The organism is Yoonia sp. 67-2 (assembly GCF_035117555.1).
Lineage (GTDB): Bacteria > Pseudomonadota > Alphaproteobacteria > Rhodobacterales > Rhodobacteraceae > Yoonia.
Map to the genome: position 1 here is coordinate 31,045 of NZ_JAYKPK010000013.1, position 21,684 is coordinate 52,728.

Genomic DNA, 21,684 nt, shown 5'->3' on the forward strand with positions numbered 1-21,684 from the left:
ATGGATCTGGAACGGATGCGCGCCTTGTTGGCCGCCCTGCAGGAAGCCCGTTATGCGGGGGTCCGGTCGGTCAGCTATGACGGCAAGACCGTCACCTACGGCTCGGACGCGGAACTCGCGCGTGCCGTTGCCGATCTGGAAACCCGCATCGCCACAGCCACCTCAGGCATGCGGCGTCGCAGGCGCTGGGGCACCGTCGCCACGAAGGGTCTGTAAGCGATGGCGTTTGATGCCTTTCGTCAGCGCATCGGCAGCATCATCGGCGGGTTTGACGCGGCACAATCCCACCGGCGCCTGCGCGGGTTCCGCGCCAGTCGCGCCCATGTGAACACGCTGATCACCGCGTCGGGGGATACAATCACCGCCCGCGCGCGCTGGCTGGTGCGCAACAACGGCTATGCTGCCAATGCCGTCGAGAGCTTTGCCAGCAATGTCGTTGGTGATGGCATCAAGCCATCCTCAACGATTGCCGATGCCGCGCTGAAAGAACAGCTGCAGCTGCTCTGGCTTGCCTGGACCGATGATGCCGACGCCGAAGGGCTCACGGATTTCTACGGGCTGCAGCGCCGTGCCGCGCGCGAGGTGTTTTTGGCGGGCGAGGTGTTTTTGCGGATCAGGCCGCGACGCGCAGAAGACGGTCTCACCGTGCCGCTGCAACTACAGATGCTGCCGTCCGAGATGCTACCACTTGATATGAACCGCACGCTGCCAGGCGCGGGGCTGATCCGGCAAGGCATCGAGTTTGACGGCATCGGCCGCCGTGTGGCCTATCACTTTCTGCGCCGGCATCCCGGTGATCTGACCGATCCCGGCCTTGCAGGCGAAACGGTGCGGGTTCCGGCCACAGATGTGATCCATGTGCTTGATCCGGTGGAAGCCGGTCAGCTGCGCGGCATGTCGCGGTTTACCGCCGCTATCGTCAAGCTGTTCACGCTGGACCTTTACGATGATGCCGAGCTTGAGCGCAAAAAGATCGCGGCGATGTTCGCGATGTTCATCACCTCGCCTGCACCGGAAACGCCGCTGGAACCGACCGATGAGGATCTGGAGGTCGAGCCCGGACAGGTGGTGCGGCTTGATCCGGGCGAAGATGTCTCGACACCCGCCACGCCAGACTCGGGCGGCACCTACGAGCTGTTCCAGTACCGCACGCTCCTGCAGATCAGTGCAGCTTTGGGCATACCCTACGGCTATCTGACCGGCGACACAGCGAAGGGCAACTTCTCCAATACCCGCATAACCCTGATTGAATTCCGCCGCCGGATCTCGGCCTGGCAGCATTCTGTGCTGGTCTTCCAGATGTGCCGTGCGGTCTGGATGCGCTGGCTGGACACGGCTGTGCTGTCGGGAGCGCTTGATCTGCCCGGCTATGACAGCCAGCGGCGGCAGTATCAGGCTTGTGCGTGGTTGCCGACCAAATGGGATTGGGTCGATCCGATGAAGGACGCCTCGGCCGAGATTCTGCAGATCGAGGCAGGGCTCAAATCCCGCACCCAAGCCCTGTCCGAGCGCGGCTATGACGCCGAACAGGTCGACCGCGAGATTGCGGCCGAACGAAAGCGCGAACGTAATCTTGGTCTCGACTTCCGCCGCCCGGGCTCGCCCGCGCAGGGGCCGGGCGGACCAGTCGGGGCCACCGGCGATGATGATGGCCGCGACGATGATCATGGGCGCAATGATGACGGTGACGGCACCCGCGACGGCGCGGATGACAACGGCACAGACAATACTGCAAGCGGACGTCCCAGAAAATCCGCTATGAAGGACGGCATATGATGCATCACGCACAGATCGCGCAGCGCGCCTTCAACACCCCGCTGATGGTCGATCCCGCCAAGGCGCTGGCGTTTCTGTCAGGGCTGGGGCCGCGGATCACCGGGCAGGACATTACCTTCCGGGGTCTCGATATCGAAGCCGCCGAACAGGGCGCGGCCGCCCTGCCCGTCCGGGCGTCGCTGTTCGGCAGTGATCTGGCCCGGCGACACCAGCGCAATGGCACAGCGCCTTACGCCGTGGTGGACGGGATTGCTGTGATCGAAATCGCCGGCACGCTGGTGCATCGCGGTGCCTGGATCGGGCAATCCTCTGGCCTGACCTCTTATGAAGGGATCGCGGCCCAACTGCAGGCAGCACTCACTGATCCCGGCGTGCACGGCATCGCACTCGATATCGACAGTTTCGGCGGCGAGGTTGCGGGTGCCTTCGATCTGGCCGATCGCATCAGGGCCGCGCGGGCGCAGAAGCCGGTGCACGCTTTTGTCGCCGAACATGCGCTCTCAGCAGGATATGTTCTGGCCTCACAAGCCGACCGGATCATCCTGCCCCGCACCGGGGCTGTGGGCAGTATCGGTGTTGTGGCGCTGCATACCGACATGAGTGGTGCGCTGGATCAAAAGGGCATCGCCGTCACACTGATCCATGCGGGCGCCTACAAGATCGACGCCAATCCATATCAGCCGCTGCCCGAGGCCATGCATGGTGAAATGCAGCGCCAGCTGGAAGTAGTGCGGTTTCTTTTTGCCGAGACCGTCGCCGCAGGACGCGGGAAACGGTTGTCCCAGGACGCAGCGCTCGCCACCGAAGCGGCCGTGTTCCGCGGCATCGATGCCATCACCGCCGGTCTTGCCGACGCGCTGGCCGATCCGGTCACCGCGTTCAGCGCCTTCGCCGCCGCCCCGCGCGGCACCACCTCACCCAGCAGAAAGAAACAACAGATGAGCACCGCACCAACCGCAATCGATACCGACACCGACACCGACGCCAATACTGGCAACCGGACCGGCACTGACACCAGCGCGACGGAGCCGGCGCCGCCCACAGGTACCAATGCGCCCGCAGATCAAGCGGTAACGTCCCAGCCCACAGCGTCTGCAACGTCAATGCCAACATCCAACCCGACACCGATAGCCCAAACCGACCGCGCAGAGCCAACCACCCCAACACCAGATGCAGCGATGACCGCTGACGCCGTACGGGCCGAGGCCGCCGAGGTGGCACAGGTTTGCGCGCAGGCGGCACGGCTTGGTGTGCGCATCGACGCCGCCGATGCTGTGGCGCGCGGCTTGAAACCCGAAGCTTTGCGTGCGCGGGTTCTGGCCGACCTTGCCGCGCGCAGCGATGCGGCAGGGATCATTGCCACGGCTCCTGCCGCGACAGCCGCAACAGACAGCCCGATCATTGCAGCCGCAAAAAAGGCTGCAACCGACGCCAAACGCTGACAATGCGCCACCCCAACCTGCCGCTGCCCCAAAACTACGGAGACTGACCAATGCCTGTCCTGACCCAACCGCCCGGCATGGGCGATGTGCTCAAATACGAGCTCAATCCAAACTTCACACGCGAAACGATCACCCTGCTGGCCGGCACCGCCTATCCCGTCGGCGCAGTCCTTGGTCGCATCACCGCCAGCGGCAAGTACAAGCTTGCGACCTCGGGCGGCACAGACGGCGCGCAAACCGCCGCGGCTGTTTTGCTTTCTGCTGTCGATGCCAGTGCAGCAGACGCTACAGGTCTGGTGGTCCTGCGCGGTCCCGCGATCGTGTCCAAAGCGGCGCTGGTGTTTGATGCGACCGTCGATGACGCGGCCAAAACCGCCACCAAGCACGGCCAGCTTGCCGCCATCGGGATCGTGCCGCGCGATACCGCCTGATCCCTGCGCGAGGACAAATGTAGATGATGCCGAACCGGCGCCCGTCACACGCGGCGCCGCGGCCGGCGCTCTGCGCCATGTCACCACAACCGCCCCTTCCCTCTCATGCCCCCGGAGTTCCCCATGACCATCACCCGCAACCCGTTTGACGCGGGCGGCTACTCGCTCGCAGAGATGACGCAGGCCATCAACATACTGCCAAATCTCTATACCCGCCTCGGCCAGATCGGCCTGTTTCGCTTCGAAGGCGTCACCCAACGCGCGATCGTAATCGAACAGCGCGCCGGCGTGCTGAGCCTGCTGCCCTCGGTGCCGCTGGGCGCACCCGCCACAGTCGGCAATCGCGAACAGCGCTCGATGCGCTCCTTTGCGCTGCCCTGGATTCCGCATGACGACGTCATCCTGCCCGCCGACATTCAGGGCATGCCCGCATTGGGCCTGTCAGACGCCGCCGATCCGCTGGTCGAGGTGATGAACCGTAAGCTGACACTGATGCGCCGCAAGCACGCCCAGACACGCGAATATATGGAGATGAACGCCCTGCGCGGTATCGTGAAAGACGGTGCGGGCACCACACTCTACAACTACTTCACCGAGTTCGGCCTCGAGCAGATCTCGATCGACTTCGTGTTCGGCACGGCCGGAACCAATATCCAGGCCAAGGTCCGCAATGTGCTGCGCGCAATGGAGGACAACCTTCTGGGCGAGACCATGACTACCGCCCATGCGCTGGTCAGTTCCGAATTCTTCGACAAGCTGATCAGCCATCCCAAGACCGAAGAAGCGTACAAGTTCTTCTCTGCCACCGGTGGCCAGCCGCTGCGCGAGGACATGCGCCGCGCTTTCCCTTTCGCCGGCATGCTGTTCGAGGAATACAACGGCTCTGTCACGCTCTCGGGTGGCACCTCCGAACGGCTGATCCCTGCGGGCGAGGGTATCGCATTCCCGATGGGGACCTTCGACACCTTCACCACCTATGGCGGTCCCGCCAACCTGTTGGAAACCGCCAACACGATCGGTCTGCCGCTTTACGCCCGCCAGATGATCGATGCCAAAGGTCGCTGGATCGATCTGATGACCGAAAGCTCGATCCTGCCCGTCAACAAACGCCCCCGTATGGCGATCCGCCTGCAGACCTCGAACTGATCGGCGGGCATCATCGTGATGAATGTCTTCGCTGCCGCCATGAACCGCGTCTATGCCAACACATCTATGGCGGCAGGCGCGCTCTGGATATCTGCCAGCACATCCGAAGAACGCCCGATCCGCGTCATCCACCGCGCACCGGACCGGATCAGCGAGTTCGGCGCAGGGCGCTTTGTCAGCGACACAATGATGGTGGACGTGCGCGTGTCCGATCTGTCCGATCCCCGCCCCGGCGATCTGATCGTGATCGGTACCGATAGCTTCACCATTCAGGGCGAGCCTGTGCGCGATCGCGAACGGCTGATCTGGACCGTCGATCTGAGGCCGGCATGAAGTTCACAGTTGATATCGCACCCAAGCTGATCAGTCTGATGGCCGCCGAGATCAAAGCCGGCGAGCGCGCGGTATCGAGCGCTATGCGCACAGCCGGCAACGAGCTGAAGTCCTCGTGGCGCAGCCAGATTACCGGCGCCGGGCTGGGTCAAAGGCTGGCGCGCACGATCAGGTCAGAGCAATTCCCCAAAGGCCGGTCCAGCCTGAACGCCGCGGCGCTGGTCTGGTCAAAAGCGCCGGTGATCGTCAGCGCCCACGACACCGGTCCTCTCATTCGCGCAAAAAACGGTTTCTGGCTGGCAATCCCGACAGCGGCCGCCGGGAAATCCAGCCGCGGCGGGCGGATTACGCCAGCCGCTTGGGAACAGCGCACCGGGCTAAGGTTGCGGTTTGTTTATCGACGGCGGGGCCCAAGTTTGCTTGTGGCGGAAGGCCGGCTCAGCACCGCAGGACGGGCGGTCAGGTCACGCTCAAAGACCGGCCGCGGGCTGACCACCGTGCCGGTCTTTCTGCTGGTTCCGCAGGTACAACTGCGCAAACGGCTAGATCTGGCGCGGGATGCACGGCGGGTGCATGATAAGGTGCCAGGGTTGATTGTGGCGGGTTGGATGGCGAGACATTCCTAATCGGCCGTGACCGACAGAACTGGAAACCCGGGATAGCACTGCACATGATCGTCCTCGTGGTCCGACATACCGGGCTTGGTCAGGCAACCTCGCGGATCAACGTAACTGTCGATCCTGCGCTCGGGTTTTTCGTGCCAGGTAATGTTGAATGCCGCAAGCCGCGGAAAGAAATACAGGCTGGAGTAAGGCAGATGGTCGTGGATCCACCACGCAAGTGAGCGCCAGTCCGCACCAGCTTCATAACGGTCTGCAAACCACGGGATCACAATGCAGGCTGTAGCACCAGCATAGCCTTCCGCATCCCGGCGGTCCCAGATGTGACCCGCAAAGTTGGCTTCGTTCGACGCGCAACTGTAGCCTTTTTTCTTGGCGCGTTGCTGTTCGTTGCAAAATCCATTCACTTCGCAGGACCTATAAGCCGACCGGATGACGATCTTTCCAAATGTTTCTTGCAATGGCTCGAGAAGATCCTCGCAAAGGCGCTTGCCGACCATCACGGCAAGATCGGGATCATCGGGAATATTCGGGATACCGTGGAGATTGGCGACTTCACTGTACAAGAATTCACGCAGGAAGAAGGAGTTTGACAAACGCACACGCCCCAACTCATCAAGGGCCGCAACACTTATGGGTTTCTTGGTCAACAGGCCACTCCGATTTCTGCCGCGTTCAGTTGGCCAGAGTTCAACATCGCACGTCCATCAACGCAAGCGCTACAAGCAGTTGAACAGCCGTCACCGATCGCGCACGGAATTGGCCGCATCACCCACCCAAGGTCGCTCTGACATCGGACATCGAAATATAAACCCGATGTGGATTATCCGAATCGCCCAGATGCCGGAATCCCAGCCCTTCATAAAAATCCCGGCGCCGCTGGAATTGGGCATCCTCCAGAACATCCAGTACGATCGCTGCAGCTCCCATCTGGACCGAGATTTCAAGGCAGCGTTTCATTGCGTCGATCAACAGCGCGGTGCCGACACCCTTGCCTTGCATATCAACATGCACCGCCACGGCACGGATGTAGATCACCGGGATATCCGGCACACGCGCGCGCTGCCATTTCTTGGGCCCCAATGCAGCGCGAACAGCCAAAGCACCCAGCGTGTAAAAACCAAGCACGGCCGCATCACCATCGTTCATAGCCATCCATGCTGCGACCATACCGTCCGCGACTTGATCGGACAGCGAGGATTTCAGGAAATTGTCGATGGGGGCAAAGCCGCAAGAAAAGGCGCTGCGGTCATGCAGCGCCTTGTCAAATCGTGCAATCGTCAGGGCAGACAGATCTGCCGCCTGCTCAGCCGGCATCCTTCAGCACGCCCTTCGTCGCCGCGGCTGCACGGGCGAGGCCAGGAACAAGCCGGCCTGGAGCCTCGATTGCCACTTTGAACGCGTCAAAAGCATCAACAGGCAAGATCGACAACGAAAGGCGCTGTTCAACCTCTTGTGCACGCAAGAGTGCCGCTTGGCGAATAAAGTCGGCTTCTTGCAAGCCGGTGGCTGCGGCCGCGGCCTTAATCCGGTCTTCATCAACGCGGTGCATGCGGATTTCCTTGCGGGCTTCCATCTTCCCCGCTGTCGGGGCCACAGTACCAAGAGCAAACATGGCAGGTCTCCTTTGAGTGACCATGTACGGTAAATCGCCGTACATGTCAATAATTCTACCGAGGTCGACCGAACGCCAGCTGATGACCGGCACCATGATCACGATCATCAGCATGATTACCGGGGTGATCGCACCGATCATGGTCGGCACTACGATCATCACCGTCTTAGAGCTGGTTGATCCGACACAATCTGCAACACTGCCACGAAGGCCCGAACTCCATGACCACCATCCGCGAAGCGACCCTCACCGCTCTGGCGGACCTGTTGCGATCAATCCCGCATGTGCCGGTGCTGCGCGGCGAGGTCTTGCCAGAACGGGTGCCGCCTGCCGGCCTGATCATTTTGCGCGATGGTGATCCTGGGGAACCCGCTGTCACCTTGTCGCCGCTGATGTACCATTTTCAGCACCGCGCGGAGCTGGAGGTGGTAGTTCAATCCCCCAACCAGCGCGACGCCCTGTTCGATGCGCTTTGCGCCAGTATTGGCGCGGTGATCAACGCCGATCGCACACTGGCCGGGCGTTGCGATTGGGTTGAAGCGGACGCGCCGCAGCCTGTTGATTTGCCGATCGAGGGTGCTGCGGCACTTAAAGCCGCCGTGATCACAGTCGTTCTGCATTATTCAAGCGCAAGCCCCTTGGCATAACATCGTGCAGTCAGACCCGTGCGCTGCTGCGGTTCGGGTTGTCGCCCAACAGCCAGAGTAGCAGGCAGGCGAGCAGCGGCGAGAAGAACACACTCAGCAGCACCCAGCCCAAAGCATTGCGGCCTCGGGTTTCGGCCATGCGGGCGGGCAACAGGATGTAAATCCAGATGACCAGGTAAAGCACTAGCAGGCCCAGAACAACCATCACCACACTATCCATCGTTCATCCCCGCAACATTCAATTGTTGTCGCGTGCATAGCCGTCTGGCCTGCTGCACCCAAGCCAAAACCAACACCCTCAATACTCCCCAAAACATAACAAGGAGACTCCCATGGCACGAGCGCAAGGCGCGCGGGCGCAGATGGCGCTGGCGTACGAAACGGTTTACGGCACCGCGCCGGCCAGCGGGTTCCGATTGATGCCCTTTGCGCGGGCCACACTAGGCGCGGAACAGCCGCTTTTGGCATCTGAATTGCTGGGCTATGGCCGCGATCCGCTGGCACCTGTGAAGGATGCAGTAACGGCCGACGGCGAGGTCGTCGTCCCGATTGACGTGGAAGCGTTCGGCTATTGGCTGAAGGCTGCGTTCGGGCAACCGGTGACAACCGGCACCACGGTCAAGACGCATACGTTCCAGTCCGGCAACTGGAATCTGCCCAGCATGGCGATCGAGACGGCGATGCCAGAGGTGCCGCGCTATGCGATGTATGCGGGCTGTGTGCTCGATCAGCTGAGCTGGCAAATGCAGCGCTCGGGCCTGCTGACCGCTACCGCACGCCTGATCGCCCAAGGCGAAAGCATCGCGGTGGAGAGCGCGGCTGGCACGCCCGCCACATTGGGCTTGCAGCGATTTGGCCATTTCAACGGCGCGGTGAAACGCAATGGCACAGCGCTGGGCAATGTGGTGTCGGCCGAGATCACCTATGCCAATAACCTCGACCGGATCGAGACCATCCGTGGCGATGGCCGCATTGATGGTGCAGAGCCAACCATGGCAGCGCTCACCGGCCGGATCGAGGTGCGCTTTGCCGACAATGCGCTGGTGACCCAGGCCATCGACGGCGCGCCCTGCGAGCTGGAATTCACCTATACGCTGGGCGCCAGTGCCAGTTTTGCCTTCACAGCACATGCCGTCTATCTGCCGATCCCGCGGATCGAGATTGCGGGTCCGCAAGGTGTGCAAGCCAGCTTTGACTGGCAGGCCGCCAAAGCCACAAGCCCGGCTCGCATGTGCACCGCCGTCCTCACCAACAGCATCGCGAGCTACTGACCATGCGCGATTTCATCATCACAAAGGAGACTTGCCGATGCTGCGCCTTAATCTGACGAAGAAGGCCACATGGATCGACCTTGGCCATGGCGTGCGCCTGCAGGTAGAGCCGCTCACCACAGCCGTGATGGCCGCCGCACGCCGCGACCCTGCGGTTGTCGCTGTCAGCAAGCAAAGCAGCGTTTCGTCTGATCCACCAAACACACAGCATGCACTGACAAACGCCGACCTCGCTGCCCGCGATGACGCCGGTATCATTATGGCCAAGGCGGTCGCACGCCGCGTGGTCACCGCATGGGAGGGTGTCGGCGATGCCGATGGCAATCCTGTTGCGGTCACTGACGCCGGCCTTGATGCCCTGCTGGATATCTGGGTGATCTTTGACGCCTTCCAGACCCGCTATCTGGCGGGAGGCTTTCTGCTGGATGCGGAAAAAAACGTCTCCGCGCCTTCGCTGCCTGGCACTACGGCGGGGGCGACGCCTATTGCGCCGCCTGCGAAGGCGCGTGCCCGGACTGCCCGCAAACCCTCCACGCGCCCCTGACCCGCGAAGGGGCGCAGGTCTGGGATCTGGTGCTGCGCCTCGGTGGTCAGCTGCGCCTTGCCCCCAACGCTGTAATTGGCTGGGACATGGGTGCCGCGCTCGCACTGGCCCGCGCGCTGGGCGTACCCGCCCAAGCCGCAGCCGAACTGCTGCCAGAGATCGAGGCCGAGATGGTCCGGCAATTGAACGACCAGATCAGAGCAGGAAGTACCGGCCATGAGCAGTAGCAAACGCGTCTCTGTCCGCCTTGTGGCGGAAGGGGGCCGGCAGGTGAAAGCCGAGTTCCAGGGCGTCGGTGACAGCGGCGAGCGGGCTTTCGGGCGCGTCGTGCGTGCCGCTGATACCGCCGGACTGGTGGTGCGCCGTGTCATGGGCATCCTCGGGGCCGCGATCAGCGTGCGCCAGCTGGTGGCCTATACCGACACCTGGACGGATCTGCGCTCGCGGGTTGATCTCGCGACCGGATCGCAAGAGCGCGGCGCGCTGGTGATGGACCGGCTGGCAAAGATGGCGCGCCGGACCTACTCCTCGCTGGAGCAAACCACCGGGTCCTATCTCGCCAATGCCACCGCCCTGCGCGAGCTGGGGCTGTCGACCAATGACACCCTGGATTTTACCGAAGCCCTGAACAATGCGCTGGTGGTCTCGGGAGCGCGGCAGGAACGGGCGGCCAGTGTCAGCACAGCGCTGTCGAAGGCCATGGCGCTGGGCACGTTGCGCGGGGATAACCTCAATACCGTGATCCAAAGCGGTGGCCGCGTTGCCGAACTGCTGGCGGCCGAACTTGGCGTCAACGTCAACGCGCTGCGCGGGCTTGGCGCGCAAGGCGTGATCACCGGCGATGTGATCCGCCGCGCCCTTGTCGGCAATCTGGAACTGCTGCGATCCGAGGCTGATGCGATGCCCGCAACAATCGGTGATGCGTTTGTGCTGATGGGGAATGCTGCGTTAGGGCTGGTGGGGACCTATGACACGCTGCTGGGCGCATCCAATGGCGTTGCCCAAGGCATCATCTTTCTCGCCGACAACCTTGAACGGGTCGCGGCTTACGGGATTGCACTCGCGGCCTTCATGGGTGGGCGTTATGTGGCAGGGTTCATTGCGGCGCGGCTTGCCACCATGACCCTGTCCGGCGCGCTGATCTTTCTGCGTGGCGCCTTGATCCGTACCGGTATCGGTGCGCTGGTCGTAGGGGCTGGCGAACTGATCTTCTGGTTTGGCAAGCTGGTGCAGGGTGCGGGCAGCTTTGGTGCCGCGATGAGCCTGCTCGGTGATCTCGGTGTCGAAGTCTGGGGCCGGATGAAGGACGGCGCGGTCGGGCTCGGCGCTGCCACTGCCGCAACCTGGTATGATTTCAAAGCCGACACCGCTGATGCGATGCAGGACGCGCTCGTTTCTGTCGTGGGCTTTGGCAACAACGCTTTGAACACCTTTCAAGGCGCCTATGACGCGATCAAAGTGATCTGGGGCGCACTGCCGGCAACCATCGGTGATTTTGCATTCCAGGCAGCGAACACGCTGATCAGCGGTGTGGAATCCATGCTCAATGCCGTGGTCGATCGCAGCAACCGTTTTATCGGCGGCCTGAACAGCGCGCTGGCGCTGCTGCCCGAGTGGGCCACCGGTGGTGCACCCATCGCCATCGGCGCGCTTGATCCGGTTTCTGTTGCGCGCATCGCCAACCAGTTCGAAGGGGCAGCAACGCGCGCCGCCACCGGTGCGCGTGACGCATTTCAGCGTGCGTTTGAAGCAAATGCTATTGCTGTGCCCGATCTGGGATTGGAGGATAGCGCACGGGCATCCCGCCAATCGGCCACGGAATTCCGCCAGACCTATCAGGAGATCTTTGCCGGGCTGACCATGCCGCTGGACAGCTGGGAAGCGCTACGCCAGGCGATGGTGGCAGCAGGTGAAGACGGCAGCGGCGCGCTGGATGAAGTTACCTTGTCAGGTAACGCAATCACTGACGCACTCGATGCAGCAGGCGCTGCCGGTGGACGCGCGGCAGAGCGGCTTGTTGATGGCGCTGAGGCAGCCAAGACCGGCTGGGACGCTCTGCTGCAACAGCTGGGTGCCTATGTCGACCGCGCCCGCGATATCGGCGGCCAGGTCGGCGATGTGCTGGTCGATGCTTTTGAAGGCGCCGAGGATGCCGTGGTGGATTTCGTGAAGACAGGCAAGCTGTCTTTCACCAGCCTTGTCACCAGCATGATTGCCGATCTTGCCAAGCTGGCCGCACGCCGCTTCATCATCGGACCCGTCGCCGGCGCCTTGACCGGTGCACTGGGCGGCATGTCGGGCGGCTTCGGGCAAGCCATCGCGGGTGCCTTTGCGCCCGCGCAATCATTCGATGGTGGCGGTCACACCGGTTATGCCCCCCGCAGCGGCGGGCTTGACGGGCGCGGCGGGTTTCTGGCGATGGTACATCCGCGCGAGCGCATCATCGACGAGACCCGCGGTGACAGTGGTGGGGTCAGTGCCCGCGCGATGCCTCCCGTCGTGGTGAACATCCAGACCCGCGATGCGGAAAGCTTCCAGCAATCGCGCAGCCAGATCGCGGCTGACATGCAGCGCGCGGTCGCGATGGGCAGAAGGAATATGTGATGGCGTTTCATGAAGTGCGGTTTCCCGACAATATCAGCCGCGGTGCGCGCGGCGGACCACAGCGCAAGGTGCAGATCGTTGAGCTCGCCTCGGGTGCCGAGGAGCGCAATGCCAGCTGGGCGGACTCGCGGCGGCGCTTCGATGTGGCTTACGGCATCCGGCGTGCGGATGACCTTCAAGCGGTGGTGGCGTTTTTCGAGGCACGTGGTGGCAGGCTCTACGGCTTCCGCTATAAAGACTGGGCAGATTACACCTCCTGCCTTCCGTCCCGCGCGATCGATGCCCGCGATCAGGTGATTGGTACCGGCGATGGCAACCAGAAGCAGTTTCGACTTTGCAAGCGATACGGCACGGCAGAACTGGGCTGGACGCGCAAAATCAGCAAGCCGGTGGCAGGCTCGGTGCGTGTCGCCTTAAGCGAGGTCGAACTATTCAGCGGGTGGTCGGTGGATGTAACAACCGGCATTGTGACATTTGATACACCGCCTGGTCCGGGCGCGATTGTCACCGCCGGCTTTGCCTTCGATGTGCCGGTGCGTTTTGACAGCGACATCATGGATGTGACGCTGGATTTCGAACGCATGGGGTCGATCACCTCCATTCCGCTGATCGAGCTGCGCCTGCCCGCCGCGCCCTTTCCAAGTCTGTAACGAGGCCTGCAATGACAGTGACACGAACTGTAACCGGTGTGCTGCGCACGCCGGACGGGACCCACTTTGCCAACAAAACGCTGATGTGGTTGCGCGCCGTGCGCAAACCCGCCTCCCAAGGCGGTGTGGTGATCGTGGACGAACCTTTTGCTATGCAAACCAACAACAACGGGGCCATCACCGCCAGCATCGTGCCCGGGCTCTATCTGGTGAAGGTCCGGCTCAAGGACGCTGACCGGATGTTTCAGGTGGCGGTCCCAGAAGGCACGGACAGTTTTGATATCGCCGACGGGGTGGATATGGTCGCACCGCCCATCACGCCGATCGAGCTTGCCGAGGCGCGCGCAGCGCGGGATGTGGCGGTAGAAAGTGTGCAAGCCGCCGCACGCTGGGCCGCCAATCCGGTGGACGTGCCTGTCGCACCGGAGCAGTTTTCTGCGCGGCATTATGCCAGCAAGGCGGGTGTGGATCGGGTGCTGTCCGAGACTGCAAGGGTGATCACAGAAGCCGCGCGCGTTGATGCTCAATCTGTCCGGGACGCGGCCTTTGTAAATGCAGTTGTGTTTGCAGATCTTGCCGCGGGTCGTGCAGCCATGGCTGATGGCGGGCAGTTCATGGTCGCTGCCCCAGACGAGATCATCCGCTATCGCCGTGACACTGGCAGCACCCAGACAGAGGTCGCTCGCTATCCCACACTGGGCCGGATCGACAATGCGCTAATCGATCCGTTTCCCGCCGAACGCTTTGGCCTTATCTACTCGCTACGGCCAGACGATTACATGGCACCGACCAATGGCGTCACCTTCGCACCTGGCCAGACAACAATCGCGCCAGCTGGCCGCCTGTTTATGCGCACGTCGCTCGCGAATGTTGCGGTCGTGGTCGGTGCGACGCTGCGGATGGCGTTCCGGCGCATCGGTGGCGCAGGCCAACCCGCAGCCTTGCGGTTCCTGAACGGGTCAAACGCGCTGGTGCTGAGCGTACCCTTTGCACCGCGCGGCGGTTGGTGGGTGGCGGAGGATGTGGTTCCCACTGGCACCACGCAGATCAATGTTGATTATGCCAACGCAACGGGCGCTGCGGTGGTGCTCACGCCCTTTAGGGTGGCAATCGCCAGCGCGCGGCGCGAGACGGTTGACCCTGACCGTGAGCGCATCTCGGGCCTTCTGGCCGACCCTGGCCCGGTCGCCGATCTCTGGCCCGGCGTTGCAACCGTCGCAACAACCGCTGGTAGCGGGACACCTGTGATCAATGCAGATGGCACTGTGACTGTGCCGGCTGGCGCCAATGTCGAAATTCGCCCTGCCGACGGTCTGATCCTGCGCGCTATCACCGATGTGGTGACCATCTTCGCCAAGCTGTCATCGCCCCTGGTGCGCAGCGTTTCGATCAAACCGATCGGGGCCATCTCCGGCACAGCGACAATAGCCGCGCGCCACATCGGCGACGGTTGGTGGCTCTGGACCGGTCCGCTGGCAGTTGCGGGGCAGACATCGATCAAAAACGCCTTTCTGGTCATCGATAACCGCCTGCAAGGGCAAAGCGTTTACACGCCAGCCGCAGTGACCGTTCTGAAGGTGCTGCTGGTTGACGGAACAGAGATCCCTTCCCGCCTGCCCGCCCCTGCCGCCGATACATTCCCCGATGACGAGCTGGTCCTCACCCTAAGTGCGGGTGCGATCCAGATCGCGCAGCGCGCAGGCGAGCCTGCCAAATACATCCGCTGGTCGCTGACCCGCTATGATGATCCTGCCACCCGCGCTCTAGGCTGGCGGCTGACATCATTGACCACGGCCAGTCGTGCCGGAGAGACCACGTTTTCCACAGGGATCGCGCTGACTGACAGCGGCGAGTTCGAGGTGGCCATCCGCGAGGTCGGAAAATCGGATTTCATGGGCGGCAGTACGCATGGCGATATGCAGGAGACACGCCCGCTGATCCTGCTGGTCGATGGGCAACGCGTCATCCCCGATGGTGCGATGCCGCTGCGCGCCCGGCGCATTGAAGCGATCCAGAAAGTGCAGCTTTGGGAAGTGGATAATGCGGCCAATGTGCTGGCCGCCGATCTGGTCACCCGCTGGGTCTGGGAACGCGGCGAGATGCGGCTGGCCCATCATCTGGTCTGGCGGCGAAATATGACCCTGCAGGCGGCCTACCTCGCGATGCTGCCGATCCTGCGATCGGTGTCGACCGAAGGCTATGCGGATCCTGATTACTTGCCGGTCAATATCGGGGTGGCAGGCCACGGCTTCCCAAACAGCAATACCGCGCGTCTGATAACAACCGGTGGCGGTATCCGCAGCGAGATCGAGGTCATCCGTGGCGCGGAATTCATCGCGAGCGCCTTCATCGATGCCATCGCTGTGCCGGCGCGCAACAAGGTGTATTTCAGCGTCGTGCCGGTTGGCGGGGCGACGGCCGTCACCGCCGGCAGCGTGATCGACTGGGAAGCGGTCTACCGGGTTGGGGTGAGCTGAACGCGATTATAATTTCCTCGTTGAATAGTGTCGGTCAATTGACAAAAGGCCACCGACAAGCGGGCTAAGCGATCCGCGTACTGCCGACATATCGACCGTCAGGTTTGCCGAGCCGCCGTTCGCTACGGGAGCGGCGTGATAACAACGGAACGGCGACTTTCTGGCATCAGCAAAATGTCCAACGGTACCGACTGTGGCTATCGTTCGTGACATTTCCGGCCCTGAGCAGACATTCGACGTAAAAGTCGTCCCCGCGCTGCAGCTTCTCCGAACCGGTCATTCGCGGTTCGTGCAGCATTTTCAAAACTCTAAGCACTGCAGACTAAGTCCCTACTGCCATTCGACGGCACTGCGTTCATGTCTGCTAGAATGTGTGTTTACGCCGAAGTTAGGTTGTCAAAGTCATTTTGCGTTTCTGCGTCAGGAAGCTGCGCAAAGCAGGGTCGTTGGTCTTGGCAATCGCGGTATCGAAGGCTGCAGCAGCGTCGTCAAAGTGGCCGTATGCTGCAAGAATGGTCGCGCGTGCAACCCAGAATGGTTGGTGATCTTGGATCAGACCGAGCGGCAAGGAGTCAAGCTGCGCCAAGGCAGCCTCGGGCCGCCCGCACCGCGCATAGGCGGCGGCGCGCGCGATTGCAGCACCGAGGCTTTCAGTCTGCGTGATCAATGCGTCGTAAAGCTTCAGTAGAGCATCACCCGGTAAATCAGGCGATTGCGACAGCTGGACATGATAGGACTGGATCGCCGCTTCGGTCTGATAGCGCCCCGGGGTGCCGAGTGCTGCAGCGCGGCGCAACCAGTTTTCTGCGTAACGGATCATGTCCCGCGACCAAAGCGTGCTATCCTGTTCGGCGAGAGGGACAAAGCCGCCGTCTGTTCCTGTGCGTGCGGGCCGTCGCGCTTCGCAGTAAAGCATCAATGACAAAAGGCCTTTGGGTTCTGCCTGCATCTGCAGCGCATCCACCACAAGACGGGCGAGAAACAGCGCCTCATCCACGAAGTCCTGCCCGTTCTCGGCATACGCATCCAGATCCGACCAGCCAATGGTAAAGGCTGCATAGATGGCTGCCATCACGTCGTTCAGCCTGGCGGGCAGGTCTGTGGGTTCCGGCATGTCGAACGGGATACCCGCGTCGCGCATCTTGGCCTTGGCACGGACAAGACGCTGGCCCATTGTGCTGTCTTTAACGAAAAATGATCTGCCGATCCGCGCCGCATCAACGCCAAGCACTGTCTGCAGCATCAGCGGTGTGCGGATATCCGGTGCAATGGCCGGATGGGCGCAGACGAACAACAGGCGCAGCCGGTCATCGACCCTGTCGGAGCCTGTATTGGATTGGGCTTCGTCATGCATCATTTCAATCACATGTTGGGCGTTCTGGCGCACCATTCCCTTGCGAAAGGCCTGCCCGGCGTTGCGCCGTGCCACTGTCAAAAGCCAGGCCTGCGGGTTACTCGGCACGCCGTTTTCGGACCAGCTGTTCAGCGCGGCGGCAAATGCCTCGGACAAGGCGTCTTCTGCGGCAGCGACATCGCGCGTCCGCCGGGCAATCAACGCCAGCAATTTGCCATAGCTGTCCCGCGCGACCAATTCGGCATGGTCGCGCGGTAATCCGGCTGGATTTTCACGCATTTGGCGGCGGCATGACTGGACGCACCTCAACGGATCCGGTCAAGGCCGCAGGGGATTTGGCAGCCCAGTCGAGTGCGGCGTCCAGATCTGCAACGTCGATGATGCAATATCCGGCGAGCTGTTCCTTGGTATCGGCGAAGGGTCCGTCATGGACTTCGCGTTGGCCATTGCGCAGGCGCACGGTGGATGCGGTGTCCGGCGGAAGCAATCCGTTGCCCTGCACCATGACGCCAGCCTGTCCCATGGCGCCCATATAGGCGTTCCAGGCCCCCCAATAGGGGCCAGCGGCGTCGGGGTCCTGGCGCTTCGCAAAATCGTCTGGCAGTTCGTTGAATGCGATCATGTAGTGCATCGGTGTCTCCTTTGATGTGTGTAAGGCGATTTCAGGGGTTTTCGTCGGAAGTTCAGGTGAGCAGGAATTGTTGGCGGGCCTTTAGTGACAGCCAAAGCAAGGCCGCAGCGATGGCAACGACCATCGTCAGAACGATGACCTGCGGCGCGCCCATCGCCGCAAAGACGCCGTAGACAATATCGCCGATGTAGAGCAGCGCGTAGCCAGCCAGCGACGCCACAAAGACCGGCACCGCAAGGCCGTTCCGCATCAGCAACAGGGCGCAGCCGATTGTGCCGCCACCAACACCGATCGCAAAGGCGATCGTCATCCAGACAGGGTAACCTGTCATCGTGGCGGCCTGTTCGGCCGTAAGGCCGCCTTCGATCAAACTCGTTTCAGTCTGGGTCAGGCTGCCCACGAACTGCACCAGTCCGAAAACATTCCACGCCAGCCCAAGGGCCGCCCCGGCCCAGAACCAGAGAGGCGGTTTTGCAGTAAATGTTGAGTCTGTCATCTTAGGTTCCTCAGTCCATGTTTCGTGCGGAAAAGGCCAGATCGACGTCTTCCTTATAACCCATGATGCGCAGCATGGCCGCATTTCGACAGGCGGCTGGATTATTTTGAAACGCGGCAACAGACAGGGGGCAACAGACGACATGATGGTTGTCATTTGCCCGAGGCTGCGACCAGCGTTGAGCTATCATTTGCGCTTTTGCAAATCACGCAATGTGATGCCTTCGGATATGGCGATGATCGCTTCACCGACCCGCCGGTTTTCTGTCATTGCTGTCTTGGCGGAAAGCACATGATGGGTAAACATGCGCTTTTTTCCGGCTGTCAGCTGATCCCACTGCGCCCGTGCAGCGTCATCTGCCTGCAAGGCCAATTGTAGGGCCGCAGGCACATCCACATGATCCTGATCGTCCACCCGGAATCGCATTTCGACCTCGTCGCCGACATCAAGGCCTGTGTTCGCTTTGATCTGCGGCGATACAATGAAATACCGCCGCCCGTCACCTGTGGGCATCCATGCGCCGCGAACGGGGACATCCGCAATTTCCCCTTCGACACGCAGGCGAGGATAAGTCTGAAAGGGAAGCGTTTGCTCGATATGGGGCGGCATGAACAACACCTTGTAGTTGATGACCCGCGACTTTCCGACGCCGTGCAGGGCTATCGCGGCAACGAAGTCATGGGTAAAGTAGCACACAGCGGGTTCATACCGTTTGTTTGGCATGGGCGTAGGGGTTGACGCCGATCGGTGGCCGCCCGACCGGTGTGCCATTCATATCCAGGTGCGGCGGCTCCGAGAATGCCTTGAGCCCCGCCAGATCCTTGCGGTGCATCTCGCGCGTCCATTTGGACAGGCCCGCAAATTTCCAGATGGCATTGAACGGTCGCGTTAGTTCGTTGGTGAAATGCGCCAGCACGCGGGTTTGGTGATCACCTTCGGGATGTAATTTAAAGGTCAGTTTTGGCCGGTGCGGTGGGCCGGGGCCGATCAGCGTGAGTGCGACCTCTTCATTTTCTTTCAGGCTGACGACCTCTTGATGTCCGACCCGTTTGCCCTTTGTGAAGAACGCTGTTTTCACGCCAACCGCGCCATCAGTGCCTTCGACCGAGCAGGTTGACTTGGTCTCCTTTGGCCATGCCGACCACCGCATCAGATGTTCTTGCATGCGAATGTCGTCATAGACATCGGCAACCGGTGCGTTGACGATGATTTCTTCGGTATATTCCACTCGCACCGGTGCAAGGGCCGACAACACTGCAACCAGAGCAACCAGCCCCAGCACGATATAGAGAGCGATTTCCATTTACCTGTCCCAAGTCATTGCGTTCAGATTCTCTTTGCGGGATGATCGTTGCCAAGTAACTTGATTGTCAAGCTAAATGGAATGCGCCGATGTCATCGCCCCGGACTGCAACACCCCAAGACCTCGTTGCGGCATGCCGAAGGCTCTACTCATGCATCGACAGGCTCGACACCATGGCTGCGGCGATAGCTGGCGTCAGTCGCAACGACCTGCGGTGCCTGAACATGCTGGCCGAGGCACCGGCCAAGCCCGGCCGGATCGCGTCAGAACTGGGCCTGACCACAGGGTCGGTCACCACATTGCTGGACCGCCTTGAAAAAGCAGATCTTGCCATACGACGGCGCGACCCGAATGACCGGCGCGGCGTCATCGTCCACCCCACCCCATATCTGTTCAAGACACTCGGCCCGGTTTATTCCGCTGTAGCACAGGAGATCGCGCGTATCGCGACAACCTACCCCGATGAAGAGCGCGAGGCAGCCGTAAGACACCTGAACGACGCATCATCTGCATACGAATTGGCCGTCGAACCCCACCGTAAATAGCGGCTATTCATGGATCTTGCGGCAATAGTTAGATGCAAACCTGTGTTTCCCTGCACTGAACATCACGCGATTCGAGCTTCAATACTTGAATGTCTGCTTTGATTAAGGTCGTGAACAAATATTGAAAAGAGTAGCGAATGTCAGGTTTCCGCCCTGTTTGTCGCTGACACGACAAATGCTGCACCATGCATAACTGTCCGCTAAGGGGCTCGATCCGCAGGATGTGCCCGCTGCATTTGAACTGGGTCTTGAGTCCTACGACGAACCAAGCCGCAATCCCACCAATTCTACAATTACGTATTGCCAGTAAAAAATACTCGGCTGCAACACTTAACTTTTGCCGGGTGGCGATCACCACCAAGTATTCCCTTACACCTAACGAGGCCGCATGAAAGCCCTGCCCCCTTCCCTGCACGCGCATCTGCGCGAGGGTACAACCACGCTTGCCTGGTGCTGGCGCCTGACCCGCGCCGATGGCGTTGTTCTTGGCTTCACCGACCACGACCAGCCGCTCACTTTTGATGGCACCGCATTCGAGAGCGAAAGCGGGCTGATCCCCTCCGAGATCCGCAGCAGTTCCGATCTTGCGGTTGATGCGCAAGACGCCAGCGGTGTGCTAACATCAGGCCGGATCACCGAGACGGATATTCGCGACGGCCGCTGGGACAATGCACAGGTTGAGGTCTGGCGGGTGAACTGGGCCGACACATCCCAACGCGTCATGATGCGCCGCGGTGCGATCGGGCAGATCAGACGCGGCCGGCTCGCCTTTGTGGCCGAGATGCGCAGTCTGGCACATGCGCTGGGCCAGACTACCGGGCGGACGTTTCAGGCGACATGCGATGCGGCCTTGGGTGATGCGCGCTGCAGGGTTGATCTTGAGGCACCCGCCTATCGCGGCAGTGCCGTTGTCGCCAATATTCTGCGCGAGGGGGCGTTTCACGCGGCGGGTCTTGGCGGTTTCGCTGACAGTTGGTTCACCGGCGGCACCTTGTCGTGGGCATCGGGCGCCAATGTCGGCCGGATGGCCGAAGTCATGCTGCACGCGCGCACTGGCGGCCTCGTCACCATCACGCTGTTGGAAGTGCCCGTGCGTCCAGTCGCTATAACCGATGCCTTCACAATCCGCGCGGGCTGCGACAAGCGCGCCGAGACCTGTGGCAGCAAGTTTGCCAATATCGCCAACTTTCGCGGCTTTCCGCATATCCCCGGACAAGACGCTGTGTTGCGTTATGCCACACGCGCCAGTGGCCATGAAGGTGACGTGCTTTGACCCGGGTTTTGCGCCACAGAAAACCGGCCAGCGCCGATCCGACAAAGGTGATCGCTGCCGCGCGGACGTGGATTGGCACACCTTACCACGATCAGGCCAGCCTACGCGGCGTCGGCTGCGACTGCCTTGGTCTCGCGCGCGGTGTCTGGCGCGATGTGATCGGTGACGAGCCGTTTGCCGTCCCGCCTTATAGCCGCGATTGGGGCGAGGCTGGTGCACGCGAAGTGTTAGTCGAAGGGGCCACAAAAGCGTTGATCGCCGTCCAAGTCAGCGATGCCGGACCGGGCGATCTGCTGCTGTTCCGGATGCACCGTGCAGCGATCGCCAAGCACATCGGCATTCTGACAAGCCCCGATCACTTTATTCACGCCTATGACCGGCTGGGCGTGATCGAAGAACCACTCGCCGATGCCTGGCGCCGGCGCATCGCCTTTGCGTTTCGTTTTCCACGGCCAGAGCGCCCGACGCAAAAGAAGCGCCCTGCCCTTGCGGCGCCAACCGTCATCCCACCAAAATCGGAGTAATC

General features: G+C 61.6%; 26 protein-coding genes. 17 read left to right on the top strand and 9 right to left on the bottom strand.

What is annotated here, in order from left to right; genetic code table 11:
* From VOY09_RS17150 to VOY09_RS17180, 7 genes are all read left to right on the top strand, one after another.
* Window positions 1–216: a phage head-tail joining protein gene (locus VOY09_RS17150; protein ID WP_322895689.1), complete on the top strand. Its 216-nt coding sequence runs from the start codon at window positions 1–3 to the stop codon at window positions 214–216.
* 3 nt (window positions 217–219) lie between these two features.
* On the top strand, window positions 220–1,776 hold the full coding sequence (locus VOY09_RS17155) for a phage portal protein (RefSeq protein ID WP_322895691.1): 1,557 nt from the start codon (window positions 220–222) through the stop codon (window positions 1,774–1,776).
* Window positions 1,773–3,218: a S49 family peptidase gene (locus VOY09_RS17160; RefSeq protein WP_416236773.1), complete on the top strand. Its 1,446-nt coding sequence runs from the start codon at window positions 1,773–1,775 to the stop codon at window positions 3,216–3,218. Before VOY09_RS17155 ends, VOY09_RS17160 begins: the two co-directional genes overlap by 4 nt.
* A gap of 50 nt (window positions 3,219–3,268) precedes the next feature.
* Window positions 3,269–3,649 (top strand): head decoration protein, encoded by a 381-nt coding sequence (locus tag VOY09_RS17165; protein WP_322895693.1) that lies wholly within the window; start codon window positions 3,269–3,271, stop codon window positions 3,647–3,649.
* Between the two features lie 123 nt (window positions 3,650–3,772).
* Window positions 3,773–4,795, top strand: a complete 1,023-nt coding sequence (locus tag VOY09_RS17170) for a major capsid protein (RefSeq protein WP_322895695.1) — start codon at window positions 3,773–3,775, stop codon at window positions 4,793–4,795.
* Between the two features lie 18 nt (window positions 4,796–4,813).
* Window positions 4,814–5,128, top strand: coding sequence for a head-tail joining protein (locus VOY09_RS17175; RefSeq protein ID WP_322895697.1), 315 nt, complete (start codon window positions 4,814–4,816; stop codon window positions 5,126–5,128).
* Entirely contained in the window at window positions 5,125–5,754 is a 630-nt protein-coding gene (locus tag VOY09_RS17180; RefSeq protein ID WP_322895698.1) for a DUF6441 family protein, read from the top strand. The genes VOY09_RS17175 and VOY09_RS17180 overlap by 4 nt, the downstream gene beginning before the upstream one ends.
* On the opposite strand, the gene VOY09_RS17185 is transcribed toward VOY09_RS17180, so the two are convergent.
* From VOY09_RS17185 to VOY09_RS17195, 3 genes are all read right to left on the bottom strand, one after another.
* Complete coding sequence (locus VOY09_RS17185; protein ID WP_322895700.1) at window positions 5,751–6,398, bottom strand: hypothetical protein; 648 nt, start codon at window positions 6,396–6,398, stop codon at window positions 5,751–5,753. The two genes, VOY09_RS17180 and VOY09_RS17185, sit on opposite strands and share 4 nt — an antisense overlap.
* A 118-nt stretch (window positions 6,399–6,516) precedes the next feature.
* A complete protein-coding gene (locus VOY09_RS17190; protein WP_322895702.1) occupies window positions 6,517–7,065 on the bottom strand; it encodes a GNAT family N-acetyltransferase in 549 nt (182 codons plus the stop codon).
* On the bottom strand, window positions 7,055–7,522 hold the full coding sequence (locus VOY09_RS17195) for a DUF1778 domain-containing protein (RefSeq protein WP_322895704.1): 468 nt from the start codon (window positions 7,520–7,522) through the stop codon (window positions 7,055–7,057). The genes VOY09_RS17190 and VOY09_RS17195 overlap by 11 nt, the downstream gene beginning before the upstream one ends.
* A gap of 62 nt (window positions 7,523–7,584) precedes the next feature.
* On the opposite strand from VOY09_RS17195, the gene VOY09_RS17200 reads away from it, so the two are divergent.
* Window positions 7,585–8,010, top strand: a complete 426-nt coding sequence (locus VOY09_RS17200) for an acyl-CoA transferase (RefSeq protein WP_322895706.1) — start codon at window positions 7,585–7,587, stop codon at window positions 8,008–8,010.
* 10 nt (window positions 8,011–8,020) lie between these two features.
* On the opposite strand, the gene VOY09_RS17205 is transcribed toward VOY09_RS17200, so the two are convergent.
* Window positions 8,021–8,230: a hypothetical protein gene (locus VOY09_RS17205; protein WP_322895708.1), complete on the bottom strand. Its 210-nt coding sequence runs from the start codon at window positions 8,228–8,230 to the stop codon at window positions 8,021–8,023.
* Window positions 8,231–8,342: 112 nt separating this feature from the next.
* On the opposite strand from VOY09_RS17205, the gene VOY09_RS17210 reads away from it, so the two are divergent.
* From VOY09_RS17210 to VOY09_RS17235, 6 genes are read left to right on the top strand one after another with little or no spacing between them, the layout of a single operon-like run.
* Window positions 8,343–9,281, top strand: coding sequence for a phage tail tube protein (locus tag VOY09_RS17210; protein ID WP_322895710.1), 939 nt, complete (start codon window positions 8,343–8,345; stop codon window positions 9,279–9,281).
* Between the two features lie 37 nt (window positions 9,282–9,318).
* Complete coding sequence (locus tag VOY09_RS17215) at window positions 9,319–9,825, top strand: hypothetical protein (protein WP_322895712.1); 507 nt, start codon at window positions 9,319–9,321, stop codon at window positions 9,823–9,825.
* A 29-nt stretch (window positions 9,826–9,854) separates the two neighbouring features.
* The gene (locus tag VOY09_RS17220) at window positions 9,855–10,052 is read left to right on the top strand and encodes a hypothetical protein (RefSeq protein ID WP_322895714.1); all 198 of its coding nucleotides are present in this window, start codon (window positions 9,855–9,857) and stop codon (window positions 10,050–10,052) included.
* Window positions 10,042–12,429, top strand: a complete 2,388-nt coding sequence (locus tag VOY09_RS17225) for a tape measure protein (RefSeq protein ID WP_322895716.1) — start codon at window positions 10,042–10,044, stop codon at window positions 12,427–12,429. The genes VOY09_RS17220 and VOY09_RS17225 overlap by 11 nt, the downstream gene beginning before the upstream one ends.
* A complete protein-coding gene (locus VOY09_RS17230) occupies window positions 12,429–13,079 on the top strand; it encodes a DUF2460 domain-containing protein (protein ID WP_322895717.1) in 651 nt (216 codons plus the stop codon). Before VOY09_RS17225 ends, VOY09_RS17230 begins: the two co-directional genes overlap by 1 nt.
* 11 nt (window positions 13,080–13,090) lie before the next feature.
* A complete protein-coding gene (locus VOY09_RS17235; RefSeq protein ID WP_322895719.1) occupies window positions 13,091–15,556 on the top strand; it encodes a hypothetical protein in 2,466 nt (821 codons plus the stop codon).
* A gap of 388 nt (window positions 15,557–15,944) precedes the next feature.
* On the opposite strand, the gene VOY09_RS17240 is transcribed toward VOY09_RS17235, so the two are convergent.
* The 5 genes from VOY09_RS17240 to VOY09_RS17260 all read right to left on the bottom strand — a co-directional run bounded on the left by VOY09_RS17240 (window position 15,945) and on the right by VOY09_RS17260 (window position 19,340).
* Complete coding sequence (locus VOY09_RS17240) at window positions 15,945–17,189, bottom strand: RNA polymerase sigma factor (protein WP_322895721.1); 1,245 nt, start codon at window positions 17,187–17,189, stop codon at window positions 15,945–15,947.
* Entirely contained in the window at window positions 17,182–17,541 is a 360-nt protein-coding gene (locus VOY09_RS17245) for a YciI family protein (RefSeq protein ID WP_322895723.1), read from the bottom strand. The genes VOY09_RS17240 and VOY09_RS17245 overlap by 8 nt, the downstream gene beginning before the upstream one ends.
* Before the next feature lie 52 nt (window positions 17,542–17,593).
* Entirely contained in the window at window positions 17,594–18,037 is a 444-nt protein-coding gene (locus tag VOY09_RS17250; protein ID WP_322895725.1) for a hypothetical protein, read from the bottom strand.
* 186 nt (window positions 18,038–18,223) lie between these two features.
* Window positions 18,224–18,733 carry a YdeI/OmpD-associated family protein gene (locus tag VOY09_RS17255; RefSeq protein ID WP_322895727.1) on the bottom strand — a complete coding sequence of 170 codons (510 nt, stop codon included), beginning with the start codon at window positions 18,731–18,733 and terminating at the stop codon, window positions 18,224–18,226.
* 7 nt (window positions 18,734–18,740) lie between these two features.
* A complete protein-coding gene (locus VOY09_RS17260) occupies window positions 18,741–19,340 on the bottom strand; it encodes an SRPBCC family protein (protein ID WP_322895729.1) in 600 nt (199 codons plus the stop codon).
* 173 nt (window positions 19,341–19,513) lie between these two features.
* Between VOY09_RS17260 and VOY09_RS17265 the strand changes: the two genes are divergently transcribed.
* The 3 genes from VOY09_RS17265 (at window position 19,514) to VOY09_RS17275 (ending at window position 21,682) form a co-directional block, all read left to right on the top strand.
* Window positions 19,514–19,885 carry a MarR family winged helix-turn-helix transcriptional regulator gene (locus VOY09_RS17265; protein WP_322895730.1) on the top strand — a complete coding sequence of 124 codons (372 nt, stop codon included), beginning with the start codon at window positions 19,514–19,516 and terminating at the stop codon, window positions 19,883–19,885.
* Between the two features lie 388 nt (window positions 19,886–20,273).
* Window positions 20,274–21,158 carry a DUF2163 domain-containing protein gene (locus VOY09_RS17270; RefSeq protein ID WP_322895731.1) on the top strand — a complete coding sequence of 295 codons (885 nt, stop codon included), beginning with the start codon at window positions 20,274–20,276 and terminating at the stop codon, window positions 21,156–21,158.
* Window positions 21,159–21,166: 8 nt separating this feature from the next.
* Entirely contained in the window at window positions 21,167–21,682 is a 516-nt protein-coding gene (locus VOY09_RS17275; protein ID WP_322895765.1) for an NlpC/P60 family protein, read from the top strand.
* Window positions 21,683–21,684: the final 2 nt, after the last annotated feature.

Excerpts from the sequence above, each read along its gene's own strand:
- VOY09_RS17150 (WP_322895689.1), top strand. The coding sequence starts at position 1 with ATGGATCTGGAACGGATGCGCGCCTTGTTGGCCGCCCTGCAGGAAGCC.
- VOY09_RS17155 (WP_322895691.1), top strand. The coding sequence starts at position 220 with ATGGCGTTTGATGCCTTTCGTCAGCGCATCGGCAGCATCATCGGCGGG.
- VOY09_RS17160 (WP_416236773.1), top strand. The coding sequence starts at position 1,773 with ATGATGCATCACGCACAGATCGCGCAGCGCGCCTTCAACACCCCGCTG.
- VOY09_RS17165 (WP_322895693.1), top strand. The coding sequence starts at position 3,269 with ATGCCTGTCCTGACCCAACCGCCCGGCATGGGCGATGTGCTCAAATAC.
- VOY09_RS17170 (WP_322895695.1), top strand. The coding sequence starts at position 3,773 with ATGACCATCACCCGCAACCCGTTTGACGCGGGCGGCTACTCGCTCGCA.
- VOY09_RS17175 (WP_322895697.1), top strand. The coding sequence starts at position 4,814 with ATGAATGTCTTCGCTGCCGCCATGAACCGCGTCTATGCCAACACATCT.
- VOY09_RS17180 (WP_322895698.1), top strand. The coding sequence starts at position 5,125 with ATGAAGTTCACAGTTGATATCGCACCCAAGCTGATCAGTCTGATGGCC.
- VOY09_RS17190 (WP_322895702.1), bottom strand. The coding sequence starts at position 7,065 with ATGCCGGCTGAGCAGGCGGCAGATCTGTCTGCCCTGACGATTGCACGA.
- VOY09_RS17195 (WP_322895704.1), bottom strand. The coding sequence starts at position 7,522 with ATGATCGTAGTGCCGACCATGATCGGTGCGATCACCCCGGTAATCATG.
- VOY09_RS17200 (WP_322895706.1), top strand. The coding sequence starts at position 7,585 with ATGACCACCATCCGCGAAGCGACCCTCACCGCTCTGGCGGACCTGTTG.
- VOY09_RS17205 (WP_322895708.1), bottom strand. The coding sequence starts at position 8,230 with ATGGATAGTGTGGTGATGGTTGTTCTGGGCCTGCTAGTGCTTTACCTG.
- VOY09_RS17210 (WP_322895710.1), top strand. The coding sequence starts at position 8,343 with ATGGCACGAGCGCAAGGCGCGCGGGCGCAGATGGCGCTGGCGTACGAA.
- VOY09_RS17215 (WP_322895712.1), top strand. The coding sequence starts at position 9,319 with ATGCTGCGCCTTAATCTGACGAAGAAGGCCACATGGATCGACCTTGGC.
- VOY09_RS17225 (WP_322895716.1), top strand. The coding sequence starts at position 10,042 with ATGAGCAGTAGCAAACGCGTCTCTGTCCGCCTTGTGGCGGAAGGGGGC.
- VOY09_RS17230 (WP_322895717.1), top strand. The coding sequence starts at position 12,429 with ATGGCGTTTCATGAAGTGCGGTTTCCCGACAATATCAGCCGCGGTGCG.
- VOY09_RS17235 (WP_322895719.1), top strand. The coding sequence starts at position 13,091 with ATGACAGTGACACGAACTGTAACCGGTGTGCTGCGCACGCCGGACGGG.
- VOY09_RS17240 (WP_322895721.1), bottom strand. The coding sequence starts at position 17,189 with ATGCGTGAAAATCCAGCCGGATTACCGCGCGACCATGCCGAATTGGTC.
- VOY09_RS17245 (WP_322895723.1), bottom strand. The coding sequence starts at position 17,541 with ATGCACTACATGATCGCATTCAACGAACTGCCAGACGATTTTGCGAAG.
- VOY09_RS17250 (WP_322895725.1), bottom strand. The coding sequence starts at position 18,037 with ATGACAGACTCAACATTTACTGCAAAACCGCCTCTCTGGTTCTGGGCC.
- VOY09_RS17260 (WP_322895729.1), bottom strand. The coding sequence starts at position 19,340 with ATGGAAATCGCTCTCTATATCGTGCTGGGGCTGGTTGCTCTGGTTGCA.
- VOY09_RS17265 (WP_322895730.1), top strand. The coding sequence starts at position 19,514 with ATGGCTGCGGCGATAGCTGGCGTCAGTCGCAACGACCTGCGGTGCCTG.
- VOY09_RS17270 (WP_322895731.1), top strand. The coding sequence starts at position 20,274 with ATGAAAGCCCTGCCCCCTTCCCTGCACGCGCATCTGCGCGAGGGTACA.